This window comes from Caballeronia sp. GAWG1-1, from assembly GCF_023631465.1.
Taxonomy (GTDB): domain Bacteria; phylum Pseudomonadota; class Gammaproteobacteria; order Burkholderiales; family Burkholderiaceae; genus Caballeronia.
Map to the genome: position 1 here is coordinate 73477 of NZ_JALQDB010000036.1, position 16208 is coordinate 89684.

Sequence of the window (16208 nt, forward strand, 5' to 3'; positions counted from 1 at the left end):
GACGTGAGTAATCTGCTGGATGCCTTTCATCTAACGGCGTTGCCCGCCGAGGCCGAAGCCTTCCGCGCGGAAGTGAAGGAGTTCATCGCGGAACATCTGCCGCCCGCCGCGGCCGACGTCCGCGCCCGTTCATGGATGGGCTTCGATGCCGCATTCAGCCGTCGGCTCGCCGCGCGCGGCTGGGTCGGGCTCACGCTGCCCACGCGTTACGGTGGCGCGGGAATGGATGCGTTTCGACGGTTCGTGCTGGTGGAAGAATTACTTGCCGTTGGCGCACCGGTGGCCGCGCACTGGATCGCGGACCGGCAAAGCGGTCCATTGATCCTGCGCTACGGAACGCAGGCGCAAAAGGACTTCTACCTGCCGCGCATTTGCGCCGCGTCGGCGTTTTTCTGCATCGGCATGAGCGAACCCAACGCGGGCTCGGATCTCGCCAGCGTGCGAACTCGCGCGGCACGCAGTGAAGGCGGCTGGCGGCTGAACGGCCGCAAGATCTGGACGACCAATGCACAGCACTGTCAGTACATGATCGCGCTCGTGCGTTCGTCGGGAGCGCCGGAGGATCGCCAGAAGGGTTTGTCGCAGTTCATCGTGGATCTCGCGTTGCCGGGCGTGATTGTGCGGCCTATCGTGGACCTCACGGGCGACGCGCACTTCTCCGAAGTGACCTTCGACGATGTCTTCCTCAACGACGAAGCGCTGATCGGCGAGGAAGGCGCAGGCTGGGAACAGGTGACCGCGGAACTCGCGTTCGAACGTAGCGGCCCGGAGCGGCTTTATTCGAGCGTCGTGCTGCTCGATAGCTGGGTCGCCCATTTGCGAAGAGAGAGCGCGAAACCCGCTGACCTTGCTTTGCTTGGCAGCCTCGTCGCGCAACTGGCGACATTGCGTTGCATGTCCATCGCGGTGACGGCGCGGCTCGCGCGCGGCGAGAGCCCCTTGGTCGAAGCCGCCCTGGTGAAGGACATCGGCACCGAGTTCGAGCAGACCATACCCGCGCTGCTGGAAGCCGCGATCACGGCCGATCCGGCACGGTCCATCGCACCCGAGCTGTATCGGACGCTGGCCTATCTCAGTCAAGTTTCCCCTGCATTCTCGTTGCGCGGCGGCACGCGCGAAGTGCTGCGCGGCATGATCGCGCGCGGCCTGGGCTTGCGCTAATTCTCATGCATCAGGAAAGACTCCCATGTTCACGGAAGCAATCGAGGCCATTCTGCGCGATTACGCGACTCCGGACGCCATCAGGGCCATCGAAAACGGTGGCTCGCCCTCGGCTATCTGGGCTGCACTGGAAGAAGCCGGCTTTCTGGAACTGCTGACGCCGGAAAGCGCGGGCGGTGCCGGGCTTGCGCTGTCCGCGCTCGCGCCTGTCTTCGTCACGCTGGGGCGGTTTGCCACGCCCGCGCCGGTGGCGCAGAGCATCGCGGCGCGGGCGTTGTTGCGCGAGAGCGGCATTGCGGCTCCAGCCGGCATGATCACGCTGGCGGGCCGCTGCCGACGCCTTGACGATGAGCACCATTCGTTGGAGGCGCCCGCCACGCCGTTCGGGACCATCTGTGAATATGTGCTCGCGAATCTCGATGGCGCTCTGCTTCTGCTCGACGCGAACCATGCCGCACGCGAGCCGGGCGGCGTGCGGGGCAGCCTGTGCGCAACCTTGACATGGCGCGGCGACCGCGTTTCCGCGCCGCTCGGTCGAAGCGGCGAGGAAGTGCCTCTGTTCAGCGCGGCCATTCACGCGGCAGCCATCTCCGGTGCGATGGATCGCGTATTCGGCATGACGCTTCGGTACTGCAACGACCGGTCTCAATTCGGCAAGTCCATCGGCAAGTTTCAGGCGGTGCAACATCAGTTGAGTGTGATGGCCCAGCACACGAGCGCGGCGGCAATTGCAGCCGAATTGGCGTTTTCCGGCGCCGGCCCTGTGCCGGCGCGGCTCGCGACGGCGATCGCCAAGGCGCGCACCAGCATGGCGGTGCCGCTGGTGGCATCCATCGCTCACGCGTTGCACGGGGCTATCGGAGTTACCGCGGAGTACGACCTGCAGCTCTATACGCGCAGACTGCACGAATGGCGCATGGCCGACGGTTCCGAGGCGTACTGGAATTGTGTGGTCGGCGAGGCGGCGCTCGCGCGGATGACCCCCACGATCGCCGACTTCGCACGAACCGCGCCGCTCGAAACAGCCTGAGTGACGGGCCTGAGACGAGGGCCTGAGACAAAACGGCCTGAGACGACGGCCTCTGATAACGACCGGACATTCCATGAACGACTTTCTGAAGTACGAGCAGGACGGTCATATCGTCACGCTGACGATGAACGAGCCCGAGCGCCGCAATCCGCTGACCGGCAACACGGCGGTGGACGAATTCCTCGACGCGATCAGGCGGATCGAGACGGACCGCTCGGTGCGGGCCGTGATCCTGACCGGTGCCGGAACGGCCTTCTCTTCGGGCGGCAACGTCCATGACATGGAGCGGCATGCATCGGGGTCCATGTCAGGCATGGAGATCCGTCAGGAGTACCGGCGAGGCATTCAACAGTTGCCGCTCGCGCTCTTCAATTTGGAAGTGCCTGTCATCGCGGCGGTGAATGGCGCGGCAATCGGCGCCGGACTGGATCTCACCTGCATGTGTGATATACGCATTGCGTCGGAACACGCAAAGTTCGCCGAGAGTTTTGTCCGGCTTGGCATCATTCCCGGCGATGGTGGCGCGTGGCTTCTGCCACGCATCATCGGACTGTCGCGGGCGGCGGAACTGACCTTCACCGGCCGGGTGATCGGCGCCCAGCAGGCGCTCGAATGGAATCTCGTATCGCGCGTCGTTGCGCATGACACGCTGCTTGCAACCGCGCGCGCCCTCGCCGAGGACATCGCGGCCAATCCGCCGCATGCGGTGCGCCTTGCCAAACGGCTGCTGCGCGAAGGCATGCATTGCCGGCTCGACACGCTGCTGGAAATGTCGGCGGCTTATCAGGCGTTGGCTCATCAAACGGACGATCACCGCGAAGCCGTGTCCGCTTTCATCGACAAACGGCACCCGTCGTTCAACGGATAACGCGCCGGCAGAGGGAAGACAGCATGCAGTTGACTCAGGGCCTTCATCGCTCGCTTCGGCAGAACCCGGACCGGACGGCGGTATCGTTCAAAGGGCGCAGGCGGACCTTTCGTGAATTCGGCGATCGCGTCGCGCGGCTTGCGTCGGCTCTGGTCGAACTCGGCCTGACGGAGGGCGAGCGGGTCGGCATGCTGGCGCTGAATTCCGATCGCTACCTCGAGTATGCGATGGGCGTTTGGTGGGGCGGCGGCGTGCTCAATCCCGTCAATATTCGCTGGAGCGCCGCGGAGATCGCCTATTCGTTGAACGATTGCGACACGCGCATCCTGATCGTGGATGACCGGCACCTCGAGACCGCGCGCGACGTATGCCGCCTCGTGCGAACCGTTCCAATACTGATTCACGCAGGCGATGGCGCGGCGCCGGACGGCATGCTGTCGTTCGACGCGCTGATCGCGGCAGCCGCGCCGATGGAGGACATCGGTCGCAGCGGCGCCGACCTCGCTTGCATCATGTACACCGGCGGCACCACCGGTGTTCCGAAAGGGGTGATGCAGACGCATCTGAACATGTGGTCGTCGTGCATCATGCGAATTGCGGAATCGGCGCCGCTCGCCGGGACCGCGGTGCTGCACGCCGCGCCGTTTTTTCATGTCGCGGCTCTAGGGCGTGCGCTCGTGCAGTTCGTTGCAGGCGAGGCGCATGTGATCATTCCCGCCTTCGACGCGCGCGAAGTCTTGAAGGCAATCGATCAAGAGCACGTCAGCGAAACCCTGCTCGTGCCGACGATGATCCAGGCCGTCTTGAATCACCCAGATTTTGCCCAGGCCGATTTGTCGCGCTTGCGGCGTCTCACCTATGGCGCGTCGCCTATTCCCGAGCCGTTGCTGAATCGCGTGATCGAATGCCTGCCGGGTGTCGAACTGGCGCATTCGTACGGCATGACCGAGGCCTGTCCCAGCATCTCCGTCAATCCGCCCGCCAATCACGATGACGCGGCGAGAAGGAGCGGCCTTTATCGCTCCATCGGCCGTGGGCTGCCCGGACTGCTGGTGAAAGTGGTCGATGTGCAGGGCCAGGAAGTGCCGCGCGGCACGGTAGGGGAGCTCGTCGTGCGCGGACCGAACGTAATGGCGGGCTACTGGAACAAGCCGGAGGAAACCGCGCAGGCCCTACGTCGCGGCTGGCTGCATACTGGCGACGGCGCGTATATGGACGACCGAGGCTATCTGTACATCGTCGACCGGCTCAAGGACATGATCGTCAGCGGCGGCGAAAACGTCTATTCCGCCGAGGTCGAAAACGTGATTTCACTTCACGGCGCGGTCGCCGCGTGTGCGGTAATAGGCGTGCCGCATGAGATGTGGGGCGAAGCGGTCCACGCCGTGATCGTGTGCAAGCCCGGCGAAACGACCAGCGAAGAAGAGATACGCAGCCATTGCCGCGCGTTCATCGCCGGCTACAAATGTCCCAGAACGATCGAGTTTCGGGAGCGGCTGCCCTTGTCGGGCGCGGGCAAGATCCTCAAGCGCGAACTCCGCGCGGCATACTGGGCGGGCAGGGCGCGCGCCGTCAACTGACGAAGTCAGGCAGCGAAGCCTTCCACCCGGCCAGGGGGGTGCAGCTTCTCCTGCATTCTGGCTTACTTCCACTGAATCGAGGCCGTCATCCGGAAGACGGAAAGCCGATCTACCGCGGTGCGCCGAACGCACCGTCATGCAAAATCGACAAGGGAGGAACGATGGGTGTTTTGAGCGGTGTACGCGTGCTGGAATTCGAGGCGATCGGTCCGGGGCCGTTCGGCGCCATGTTGCTGGCCGACATGGGCGCGGATGTCTTGCGAGTCGACCGGCCCCGTCCGCACGCCGATCTGGGTCCGAAGACCAACGGCAACCGTGCGGATGTCACGGGGCGCGGTCGTCGTTCGGTTACGCTGGATCTGAAGCAACCCGAAGCGGCCGAAGCCGCGCTGGATCTTATTTCCCGCGCCGATGTGCTGATCGAAGGCTTTCGGCCCGGCACCATGGAACGCCTTGGGCTCGGCCCGCAAGCCGCACTGTCGCGCAACTCGCGACTCGTGTATGGACGCATGACCGGTTGGGGGCAAACGGGTCCGCTCGCCGCGCGCGCGGGGCACGATCTGAACTACATCGCGCTGTCCGGCGTGCTGTCCGGCATCGGCCGCGCCGACGGAGCGCCGGTGCCGCCGCTGAATCTTGTCGGCGACTACGGCGGTGGCGGCATGCTTCTCGCGCTGGGCGTGGTGGCGGCGCTCTTCGACGTTCAGCGTGGCGGCGAAGGTCAGGTAGTCGATGCCGCGATGATCGAAGGCGCGGCGCAACTGGGTTCGATCTTTTGGGGCATGCTCGCTTCGGGCAACTGGCGCGAGGAGCGCGAGAGCAATCTGCTGGATGGTGGCACGCCCTGGTACGACAGCTACCGCACTCGCGATGGTCAATACATGACGGTCGGCGCGGTCGAGTCGCGTTTCTATGCCGAATTCCTCACGAAGCTCGGCCTCGCGGACGCGGGATTGCCGGAGCAGCACGATCGCAGCGGCTGGCCGGTTCTGCGCGAACGCTTCGCGGCGGCCTTTCTCGAACGCACGCGCGATGAATGGTGCGCCGTGTTCGAAGGTAGCGACGCGTGTGTCGCGCCAGTTTTGAGCTTTTCGGAAGCGCCGGCTCATCCGCAGCATCAGGCGCGCGGCAGTTTCGTCGAGGTGGCTGGCGTGGTTCAGCCTGCACCCGCACCGCGTTTTTCTCGCACGCCTTCGAAAGTCACGCGCGCCGCGCCGCAACGCGGTGAAGGGGGGCTGCGTGCGTTGCACGATTGGGGGTTCGACGACGCCGCCATCGATCGCATGCGCCTTCACGGGGTCGGCTTTCAGGCAGAGGACTGAGCCCGTCCGAGTCATACGCGGTAGCAAAAAAAAACGGTCCGGCTTCGAGCCGGACCGTTGCGCGTTCATGTCACTGCCCGCATCACTGCAGATTGCCGGCTACCGCCACCGTCTGCCCCGTGATGTAGTTCGACTCGGGCGAGCAAAACAGATACACGCCGCCAGCCGCTTCTTCCGGCGTGCCCCCGCGTCCCAGGGGATTGCTCATCGCGTGCGCTTTTAGCCGCTCCGCATTCACGCCCACGCGAATATCGCGCCCTTCGATCCTGACCGTCGCGCCGGAATCCGCATCCGCCTTCGTCATGCGCGTGTGAATCAGCCCGAACGCCACGCAGTTCACATTGACGTTGAAGCGCCCCCACTCGCGGCTCAGCGCACGCGTCATGCCGATCACGCCCGCTTTCGCCGACGAATAGTTCATCTGCCCGGCATTGCCGGTGAGCGCCGATACCGACGAAATATTCACGACCTTGCGATATACGTCGCGCCCGGCTTCCTTGTCGGCGGCATGCAACGCCTTCACATGCGGATAGGCGGCGCGCAGAATGCGAAACGGCGCGGTCATGTGACAGTCGATGATCGCGTACCACTGTTCGTCGGTCATCTTCTGGACCACGTCGTCCCACGTATAGCCGGCATTGTTGACGATGATGTCGATGCCCTTGAACGTGTTCATCGCCGTGCCGATGAAGCGGTCGGCGAAGTCGGGCGCGCTTACGTTGCCGACGACCGCGACGGCCTGCGTGCCCATCTTCTTCAAAACCTCGACCGTTTCGTGCGCCGGCTCGGCGTCGAGGTCGTTGATCACGAGACGCGCGCCTTCGCTTGCCAGTTTCTCCGCGATGGCGCGGCCAATACCACGTCCGGAACCGGTGACGAGTGCCACTTTGCCGTCAAGCTTGCCCATATCTTTCTCCTCGATGAACGAAACTACAGTGCGATCGACGCGTCGCCCAGGACGCGCGGCTCGCCGTATTGATTGGTGGTCTGGATCTCGACCTTCACGAGACGTTCGCCATTCGCCTCGGATTTGTCGACGACCCGTCCGCTGCACGTGATCCGGTGTCCCAGTTGCGTGATGCCGACGAAGCGCACGCCGAAGTGCCGCAGATTGCGCTGGTCGGTCCACAGCGTCAGCAGGCGGCCGAGCCAGGCCATCGACAACATGCCGTGCGCAAAAACGTCGGGCATGCCGGCACGCCGTGCAAAATCGAGGTCGATGTGCACCGCGTTGTGATCGCCGGATGCGCCTGCGAAAAGCGCCAGCGTCGTGCGGTCGACGGGCGCCAGCGTGAGCGGCGGCAGTGTGTCGCCCACCTCGATGTCATCGAAACTCAATGGTGTCATTCGGGTTTCTCCTCAGCCGTTGCGATGCACGAGCACGCTGCGTAGATCCGCGACATGCTCGCCATGCTGGTTGGTCACACGCGTTTCGCGCACCACGAAATCGAGCGCGCCGCCTTTCTTGTCGTAGGTGTCGGCGATGCGGCACTCGAAGCGCAGCACGTCGCCCGCATAGGCCAGACGGTGATAGGTGAACGACTGCTCGCCGTGCAGGATGCGCGCGACCTGAATGCCGATCTCGTCGCGCCAGCTTTTATCGGGCTGCTCGAGTTCCAGTGAAAACAGGAAGGTGGGCGGCAGTGGCAGGCCGGGGTGGCCGGCATCGCGCGCCGCCGATTCATCGAAATAGATCGGGTTGGTCTCGCCGATCGCCTTCGCGAAAAAGCGCAGTCGTCCCGCTTCGGCCACGGTACGAAAGGCCGGAATCACCAGGCCGATGTGCTTCTTGTCGATCATGTCGGATACTCCATCGGAAGGCGCGGCATCAGGCGGCCTTGTACACGGTCGTGACGCACGCGCCGCCGAGCCCGAGGTTATGCGCCAGCGCGACCTTCGCGCCTTTCACTTGACGTTCGTCGGCCGTGCCGCGCATCTGATGGGTCAGCTCGTAGCACTGAGCAAGGCCGGTCGCGCCGAGCGGATGACCCTTGGACAAGAGCCCGCCCGAGGGATTGACCACCCACTTGCCGCCGTATGTGTTGTCGCCGTCGTTGACGAGTTTTTCCGCATCGCCTTCGGCACACAGACCAAGGCCCTCGTAGGTCAACAACTCGTTCTGCGCGAAGCAGTCGTGCAATTCGATTACGTCGATGTCTTCGGGACCGACGCCTGCCTGCTCGTACGCGAGCTTCGCGCCGGAGCGCGTCATGTCGAAGCCGACCACGCGGATCATGTCGCGGCTGTCATAAGTGCTCGGCTCGTCGGTGGTGAGAGACTGGCCGGCGATCAGCACGTCGGTGCGCAAGCCGTGCCGCCGCGCGAACGCCTCCGACACGACGATCGCCGCAGCTGCCCCGCAAGTCGGCGGACAGGCCATCAGGCGCGTCAGCACGCCTTCCCAGATCATCGGCGAGGCCAGCACGTCTTCCGGCGTCACGACATTGCGGAACACGGCGAGCGGATTGCGCGCCGCATGCTGGCTCGCCTTCGCGCGAATCTTGGCAAAGGTTTCGAGGCGGGTGCCGTACTTCTCCATGTGCGCCCGGCCCGCGCCGCTGAATTGGCGGATGGCAGACGGCAGATCGGTTCGGTCGACCAGTTCGTTGACCAGATCCAGCGCGCGTTCGAGCGCCGGTGCGCGGTCGCTCCACTTCGATGACAGCGCGCCCGGCTGCATGAATTCGAAGCCGACCGCAAGCGCGCAGTCCACCGCGCCGCTCTGGACGGCCTGACGGGCGAGGAACAACGCCGACGAACCGGTTGCACAGTTGTTGTTGACGTTGATGACCGGAATGCCGGTCATGCCCACGCGGTAGAGCGCTTTCTGACCGCAGGTCGAATCGCCGTAGACGTAACCGGCGTAGGCCTGCTGGACGTCGGCGTAGTCGAGCCCGGCATCGGCCAGTGCCTGGCGAACCGCGCCGGCGCCCATCACGTCGTAGGTGTCGCTGGTGCCGGGTTTCTTGAACGGGATCATGCCGACGCCGGCGACGAAGACGTTACGAGTCATATCACTGCTCCGTGGAAAAGAAGGTTCGACTTACAGCTTGCGGGAGATGAGGTCGCGCATGACCTCGCTCGTGCCGCCATAAATGCGGTTCACGCGCGCATCGGCGAAGGCGCGTGCGACGGGGTACTCGAGCATGTAGCCGTAGCCGCCGTGAAGCTGCACCATCTCGTCGAGCGCCTTGCCAAGAGTCTCGGTGGCGTAGAGCTTGGCGATGGCGGCTTCTTCGAGCGTCAGGCGACGGCGCACGTGCTCCGCCAGATAGTGATCGACCATCAGGCGCACGGCCGTGGCCTGGGCCTTGATGTCGGCAAGCTTGAACTTCGTGTTCTGGAAGTCCCATACGGTCTGATTGAAGGCGCGGCGGTCCTTCACATAGTTCAGCGTATGTTCGAGACAGGCTTCGAGCTTCGCCGCCGCGCCGATGGCGATGGACAAACGCTCCTGCGGCAGTTCACCCATCAGGTAGGCAAAGCCCTGACCTTCCTCGCCGAGACGGTTGGCGACCGGAACGCGCACGTCGTCGAAGAACAACTCGGCGGTGTCCTGCCCGTGCATGCCGACCTTGTCGAGCTTGCGGCCACGGCGAAATCCCGGACGAGTTGCCTCGACCACGATCAGGCTCACGCCCTTCGAACCCGCGCTCGGGTCTGTTTTGCAGATCACGATGATCAGGTCGGCATTCAGACCATTGCTGATGAAGGTCTTGCTGCCGTTGATGACGTACTCGTCGCCATCGCGCACGGCGCTCGTCCGCACGGACTTGAGGTCGCTGCCAGTACCCGGTTCGGTCATTGCGATGGCGAGAATTGCCTCGCCCGAGCAGACTTTGGGGAGCCACTTCTGCTTTTGCTCTTCGCTGCCGATGCGCGCGATATAAGGCGCGATGACGTCCGAGTGAACGCCGAAGCCCAGCCCGCTCAGGCCCGCGCGATTCACTTCTTCGTTAAGCACGGCCGCATGCCCGAAATCGCCGCCGCCGCCGCCGTATTCGGCTGGCAGCGTCAGGCACAGCAGTCCTTCACGGCCCGCCTTCAGCCAGGTTTCGCGATCGACGCGGCCGGTCTTGTCCCATTCGGCCTGTTTCGGAACGCATTCCCGTTCCAGAAAGCGGCGCACGCTGGTGCGCAGCATTTCGTGATCGTCGCGGAAGACGGTTCGAGTAATGTGCATGACTAAGTTCCTGAGAAAAGATCCGCCTGATCCGGGTGTGAGGCTTACCGTGCGCAGGCGATATGCGCGGCCGGCTCGGCGTGAAAGAGAGGCTCGATCAGATGAGCGCGCCGCGCGCGGGTGACGGCCTGATTGACGTAGCCTTTTTCGGCGATCTCGTTGGCGTCGATGGAAGGCGGTTCCGCCATCAGCATCACGCGTTCGATGGTGCGGCTGGCGCCACCGCCTCGCTGAGTGACGAGGCGTTCGCGCAGCGCGGCCACCACGAGCGGATGCCGGGCGAGCGCTTCCGCGTCCAGTTCGGCAAGCTCGGGGGCGAGCCGTTTGCAGGCGGCCACGTTCGGCCATGCAAGCGCGGTGAGATAGTCGTGATCGTGACCGCAGATCACCGCGTCCGAAATGAGCGGGGCGCACAGTTCGAGCAAACCGAGACGGACGGCGCCCGTGCGTACCCAGGTGCCGTTGGTGAGCTTGAAGTCTTCGACCACGCGGCCGGCGAAGAGCAGGCCTTCGCCCGCATCTTCCGGATTGGCCAGACGGACGGCATCGCCGAGGCGGAAGAATCCTTCTGAATCGAACGCGGCCGCGCTCAGTTCCGGATTGTCGAGATAGCCACCGAAGACATTCGCGCCGCGCATGCGGATCTCGTAGCGTCCGTCGCCGCCGTCGAGCGGCACCAGCTTCACTTCGGAGCCGGGCACCGGGCCGCCGATGTTGCCGAGGTTCTTCGACGGCCAGCCACAATAGGTGCCCATGCCGCTCGTTTCCGTGCAGGCGAGACCGGTCGAAAAGACGATGCGCCGGCCGATGGTATCGACGGCGACGCGCTGGATGCGATTCCATACGTCGGCGGGAAGGCTGGCCCCGCCATAGCCGAAATACTGGACGTCGGCGAACAGGCTCCGCGCGAGCACGGGGTCACGTTCGAGTTCGCCCGCCAGTACGGCCCACGCCGAGGGAACGCTCGTGAACACGGTGGGCGAGACGTCGCGCAGATTGCGAACCGTGCGCTCGATCAGGCCCGGAAGCGGCCGGCCGTCGTCGATATAGTGGGTCGCGCCGAACTGAATCGAACGGCCGAGATTGAGCACGCCGCCCAGACCGTGGTGCCAGGGCAGCCAGTCGAGAAAGACCGGTGGCGATTCCAGCAGCCAGCCGAGGTTGTCGGCGTAGTAGGACGCGACTGCCCTGAAGTTGCCGTAGGTGAGCGGCACGCCCTTCGGAACACCGGTCGAGCCCGAGGTGAACAGCACGCGAACGGTGTGGGCGCCGTCGATCGATGCATGCGCTGCCGCGACGGCGGCGCTGCGCGCGTGCGTCAATCCGCTGGCGAGCAAGTCGGCCCAGGTGCGGTGGCCGGGCGCGGCGTTGCGCACGGTGATGATCGATGTGCCCGCGACGCCCGAAGCGGCGAGAGCGGCAAGCGCGCGCGCGAACTGCGCCGCATCCTGCACGAACACCGTGGCGGGCGGAACCATTCGCAGCACGCCTTTGAGACGCGCGAAGTCCCGGCTGACGAGCGAATAAGCAGGCGACACAGGCGCACTTGGAATGCCGACGTATTCGGCCGCGAGCAGCAATACCGCCTGCTCGATCGAATTGCCTGATAGCAGGATCACGGGACGCTGCTGACCAAGTCCCATTTCGAGCAGCGCGGCGGCAACCGTCTGGACTTGTACCCACAGTTCGCGCCAGCTAATGGTGCGCCATGCGCCCGTTGCATCGCGCTCGGCGAATGCCGTGTCGTCGCCGCGACGCTCGGCCCACGCGGGAATGAACGCGGCAAAGCTGCGCTCGGCAATGACCGGCGGCGCGCTCGCCGAACTGAGGATAAGCGTGCCGTCGGGACGGTGCTCGATGTGCGGCCGGCGCTCCGGGAAACGCACGGGACGATAAGGCGCTACTGCAGATACGTCATCCATCAGCGTACTCATTTACGCCTGTCTCCTTGGCTTCAGTGCGCACCGCGGCGCGCACCGGCGTTATTTCGTGGAGTTTTGTGTGCGCAATGATTACGCACTACCCCTTGAATCGAAGGATAGTGCGTTGCGGCTGCGACGGAACCACCCAAGGCGGGTGGCGTGGCTGCGCAAGAACGAATCAGGGCTCGTCAGCCTGCTCCACTGGCGGCACTGCCCAGCGTCGCGTTGCTCAGTTCGAGATCGCGCACGCGCGCGACCGCTTCGTCGCGGCTTGCCACGCCGAGCTTCCCGTAGATGTTTTTCAGATGCCACTTGACGGTTTCGGGCGAAATGCCGAGCGTGCGCGCGATTTTCTTATTCGGCAGCGCGTGCGCCAGCAATCCGACCACGCGCGTTTCGCGTTCGCTCAACGTGTCGATGCTCCCGCCCGCGTTGTTGAGCCGCGCGGCCGGCTTGGCACCGCTGCGCGGCGCGCCTTGTTGCGCGGCATGCAATCGGTCCACGTAAAAGGAAAGCACGGGATCGTGCGGTTCACTCTGCTCGACATGAGTGATGAGATCGAGGGCGCCGGGGTCCGTATCGAGCAAACTGCGTATGAGACCGAGCCGGTGTCCGCGCCGCAATGCGGCCAGCACGGCCACGCGCGCCGCGTCCGGTCGGCCGCGCCGCTCATCGACCAATGCCGACTGCATTTGCAGACAGGCAACGTGCCGCTGCCAGCCGTGCGCTTCGTAAAACGGAATGAGCGATTGCAGACGCAGTGCCGCGCTTTCCCAGTCTTCGTGCGCCATGCACCAGTCGATCTGCCCGCGTGCCGCCATCGCCCGAATCTCCGCGACGGTCGTGGAAGGGGCGGCGTCGCTGTGCGCGGCCATCGTGTCGAGGCGGGTCAGTCCCGCTTGCGCCGCGTCGAACTGTCCGCATGAAAGATGACGCCGCGTCTGTTCTGCCACGGCATGAGCGACGAGCCGCACGAGGCCGTGTTGCGTCGCGTATCGTTCAAGCCGTTCGAGGTATGCGAACGCGTTCAGCCGATGCCCGGTCGTCCAGTGCACCGCCGAAAGCACGGTGAACACGCGCAGCACGGAGTCGGGGATGGAGACACGCTCCAGCACGTCGATACGCTCTTCAAGCAGCTTGCGCGCGGCGCCGGGTTCGCCGAACTCGTAGAGCGCTTCGGCCAGCAACGCGGCGGCGAAACATGCGGCTTCGGCGGCCGCACTGCCGAGTCTGTCGGCCTTGCAGAGTACGTCGCGGGCAATGCGCTCGACCTGCACGAACCTGCCTTCCAGCGCATGGCTGAATCCGATCATGCAGCGGCCGTTCAATGCGCCCGCTGGCGTGCCGGAAAGCGGTGCGCCTTCGAAGAGCAGTTGCGCCGACTGCGTCTGCACGCGCCGCGCCTCTTCGTACGCGCCGTGGCGCATGTGGATCCACGAGAGCAGGTTGGTGCGCGCGCCCGTCGCGAGACTGTCCGCGTCGGCGGGAATGTCCAGCAGTTGCGGCAACATCGAGGCGGCGGCGTCGGGGTCGTCGCGTTGCACGGCAAGCGCCGTGCGCAAAAGAGCCAGGCGGTAGCGCGATTGAGTGTCGGCGAAAGGAATGTCGTCGTGCAGTCGCGCGATGGCCGCCGCGCAGGCGCCGAATTCGCGCGCATACAGATGCAGATGCGCCATCAGGAGCCGCAGACCGATGCGAGCCTGAACCTCGACGCATGGGAGCAGCCGCATGAGCCCGACGAGCTTGCGCAGTTTCCCGGCGACCTGCATGGTGCGGGCAACGCACTGGACGAGATCGGCCGCGGCGGCCGCTTCGCCCGCGAGCAATGCGTGGCGCACCGCCTCGTCGGGATGATCGTGATCGCGAAACCAGGTCCATGCCGCCCGATGCACGGCACGTCGATGCACTTCGCTGCGCGCCTGAAAGCGTTCGAGCAGGGTCTCGCGAAAGAGCGGGTTGAGCCGATACCACGTTTCGCTGCCCGCGCTTTCGATGGGCGCAATGAAGAGGTTGTCGCTTTCAAGCCTCGCCAGCCGCACGCGCACTTCGCCCGCTGTCTGTTCGTCTCCGATCAACGCAATACACAGCGGCGCGCAAAACAGCGTGCAGGCCGAAATTCGAATCAGCAACTCGACCTCGGCAAGCGCAAGGCGCGACAACACTTCCCGCTCGAAGTACTCGGTAAGGCCGCGCGCGTCCTGAAGCCTACCGTGCGTCGAGAGATCGGCTCCGGCGATATCCGCCGCGCCTGGTTTTCTCTTTTTCAAGCGCATCGCGCACAGTTGCAGGCCGGCGACCCAGCCATCCGTCTGCTCATGCGTGTAGCGGGCATCTCGCGGATTGATTTCACCGAGCTGCTCTCTCAGGAATTGTTCGGATTCCGCAGCGGTGAAGCGAAGATCGCGCATGTCCAGTTCGAGCACGAGTCCCTCGTCGCGCGTCCGGCCAAGCGAGAGTGGCACGCTGCCACGCGAAACGAGCACGAGGTGAAGGTTGGGCGGCGCGTAATCGAGGAGCCATTGCAACGCTTCGTGACTGCGTGCGTTGGCGAGATGATGCAGGTCGTCGAGCACCAGCACGACGTCTCCGGGATGACCGGCGATGCCGCGCACGAGCGCGATGACGGTGCGTTCGACGGCTTCGTCATCCAGTCCACGACCGCCCAGCAGCCCGGCTTCGCGGGAGATGGCGGGATCGACGTGCGCGAGGCTGGCGACGAGGCAATCGAAAAAGTGGGCGAGGTCGTTGTCTTCCGGTGCGAGGGTGAGCCACGCGATGTCGAAACTGAGCGACAGCAAGGCCTCGCGCCACGCAATCACGACACTCGTTTTGCCGCAACCGGCGGGACCTTGAAGAATCACGCAACGACTGCGGCGCGCGTCGAGCAACCGGGCGAGCAAGCGCTCGCGCGCAACGATGCGTGCGGCGCCGCGCGGTGCGACCAGACGGGATTCGGTGTTGGGTTCGATCCTGCCGTTTTGCAGGCGGCGCGAGAGCGGACGGTCCTCGAAAGGAGAATTCTGCGGCATGCTGACCTGCGCCTTGCGCGTTCCGGTTAGGCGCCTGAGCGGCGCCTGCCAGAAGACAAAATGATGACCGGCTTATTGTAGCGCAGCGCTAGTCGCGGATTTTCACGCCGGGGCGGGGCGGTCGAGATCGTGCAACTACGATATTTTACCGGCGCGTGAAGGAACAGTCTGAGAAGCTTCGCGCTCGCGCTTGCGCCGGGAGACGAAACGCACGACCTCGCCGTCCGCGCGCCACGCATGGCAGGTGTCGAGCATTGGCATGTCGGCTTGGTCGGACTGCTCTTGACGGACCTTTCCGCTGGCGCGCAAGCCTATGAGCGTCTGGATAGCGGTCGTCGCAATTGGCCCGAGCAGTTCGCTCAGATGCGTGCAACCGCTTGTCCCGGCAAGGCGGCGTCTTACTTCCTTCATGAATCCCGCGCCGATTGCCACGCCCGCGAGGCACGCGTAGGCCGCGTTGATCTCCGCGCAATAGCGGCTTGGCGCGGCCTCGGTGCGAGCCTCTATGCGATGGATCACGAGCCTGCTGTCGACGGTCACGACGATACGCATGTCGTGAATTGGCGAGCCGGCCGGCACGACCTTGAAGATCAGATTGGCGTCGTCGGCCTTGGTGTCGATCATGTGGCCTTCAATATCGAACAGGCCGTCGCTTCTTTCATAACCCGCACACTCGATGCGTCGGGTATGCACAGGCCGCCGCGTGACGGGCATGGATTGAATCGCGGACATTGCCACCTCGCTCAAGGATAAGTGCAGCAGATCAACGCATGGGTCATGCAAGAACCAATGCCCGGGGGCATCGGCACGCTGATGACCGGTTCTGTCGAGCGTAACGGCGCGGCGCGCTTTTGCCGCCCCCTCTTTCGGGTAGGCGTCGAGTGCCGCTCGCCCTTGCCTCGCTCGGGGTATTCCCGTCCCCCCTCGGTTCGGGTAGTGGTTCCGTCCGGCGGTCCCCGCAATATTGACTCGCGACAACAGAGACGTCGATCTTGGGCCCGCGCGCCGACGTGGCGATCCGCGGCATCGGCTCGATGCGTGTTGGCTGGCCACGGTCGACACACCTTGGCATTGCTCATGTTCACCGGATTCAGAACGACAAAGGGAGACATG

13 protein-coding genes are annotated in these 16208 nt (G+C 64.6%); 5 read left to right on the forward strand and 8 right to left on the reverse strand.

Going from position 1 to position 16208, the window contains the following annotated elements; all coding sequences use genetic code 11:
• Positions 1–3 precede the first annotated feature (3 nt).
• The 5 genes from NCT03_RS24970 to NCT03_RS24990 all read left to right on the forward strand — a co-directional run bounded on the left by NCT03_RS24970 (position 4) and on the right by NCT03_RS24990 (position 5961).
• Positions 4–1161: an acyl-CoA dehydrogenase family protein gene (locus NCT03_RS24970; RefSeq protein ID WP_250494315.1), complete on the forward strand. Its 1158-nt coding sequence runs from the start codon at positions 4–6 to the stop codon at positions 1159–1161.
• A gap of 25 nt (positions 1162–1186) precedes the next feature.
• Complete coding sequence (locus NCT03_RS24975; RefSeq protein WP_250494316.1) at positions 1187–2191, forward strand: acyl-CoA dehydrogenase family protein; 1005 nt, start codon at positions 1187–1189, stop codon at positions 2189–2191.
• A gap of 73 nt (positions 2192–2264) precedes the next feature.
• Positions 2265–3059, forward strand: coding sequence for a crotonase/enoyl-CoA hydratase family protein (locus tag NCT03_RS24980; protein ID WP_250494317.1), 795 nt, complete (start codon positions 2265–2267; stop codon positions 3057–3059).
• Positions 3060–3082: 23 nt separating this feature from the next.
• Entirely contained in the window at positions 3083–4639 is a 1557-nt protein-coding gene (locus NCT03_RS24985) for a long-chain-fatty-acid--CoA ligase (RefSeq protein ID WP_250494318.1), read from the forward strand.
• Between the two features lie 161 nt (positions 4640–4800).
• Complete coding sequence (locus NCT03_RS24990) at positions 4801–5961, forward strand: CaiB/BaiF CoA transferase family protein (RefSeq protein ID WP_250494319.1); 1161 nt, start codon at positions 4801–4803, stop codon at positions 5959–5961.
• An 82-nt stretch (positions 5962–6043) separates the two neighbouring features.
• Here the strand turns inward: NCT03_RS24990 and NCT03_RS24995 are convergent, their stop codons facing one another.
• The 8 genes from NCT03_RS24995 to NCT03_RS25030 all read right to left on the reverse strand — a co-directional run bounded on the left by NCT03_RS24995 (position 6044) and on the right by NCT03_RS25030 (position 15827).
• Entirely contained in the window at positions 6044–6868 is an 825-nt protein-coding gene (locus NCT03_RS24995; RefSeq protein WP_250468187.1) for an SDR family NAD(P)-dependent oxidoreductase, read from the reverse strand.
• Positions 6869–6891: 23 nt separating this feature from the next.
• Positions 6892–7308 carry a MaoC family dehydratase gene (locus tag NCT03_RS25000; protein WP_244830293.1) on the reverse strand — a complete coding sequence of 139 codons (417 nt, stop codon included), beginning with the start codon at positions 7306–7308 and terminating at the stop codon, positions 6892–6894.
• A 12-nt stretch (positions 7309–7320) separates the two neighbouring features.
• Positions 7321–7761 carry a MaoC family dehydratase N-terminal domain-containing protein gene (locus NCT03_RS25005; protein WP_250494320.1) on the reverse strand — a complete coding sequence of 147 codons (441 nt, stop codon included), beginning with the start codon at positions 7759–7761 and terminating at the stop codon, positions 7321–7323.
• Between the two features lie 28 nt (positions 7762–7789).
• Positions 7790–8974, reverse strand: coding sequence for a lipid-transfer protein (locus tag NCT03_RS25010; RefSeq protein ID WP_250494321.1), 1185 nt, complete (start codon positions 8972–8974; stop codon positions 7790–7792).
• Positions 8975–9004: 30 nt separating this feature from the next.
• Positions 9005–10144, reverse strand: coding sequence for an acyl-CoA dehydrogenase family protein (locus NCT03_RS25015; RefSeq protein ID WP_244830299.1), 1140 nt, complete (start codon positions 10142–10144; stop codon positions 9005–9007).
• Between the two features lie 44 nt (positions 10145–10188).
• Positions 10189–12078 (reverse strand): feruloyl-CoA synthase, encoded by a 1890-nt coding sequence (locus NCT03_RS25020; protein WP_250494322.1) that lies wholly within the window; start codon positions 12076–12078, stop codon positions 10189–10191.
• A gap of 176 nt (positions 12079–12254) precedes the next feature.
• The gene (locus NCT03_RS25025; RefSeq protein WP_250494323.1) at positions 12255–15095 is read right to left on the reverse strand and encodes a winged helix-turn-helix domain-containing protein; all 2841 of its coding nucleotides are present in this window, start codon (positions 15093–15095) and stop codon (positions 12255–12257) included.
• A 135-nt stretch (positions 15096–15230) separates the two neighbouring features.
• The gene (locus NCT03_RS25030) at positions 15231–15827 is read right to left on the reverse strand and encodes a DUF2889 domain-containing protein (RefSeq protein ID WP_250494324.1); all 597 of its coding nucleotides are present in this window, start codon (positions 15825–15827) and stop codon (positions 15231–15233) included.
• Positions 15828–16208: the final 381 nt, after the last annotated feature.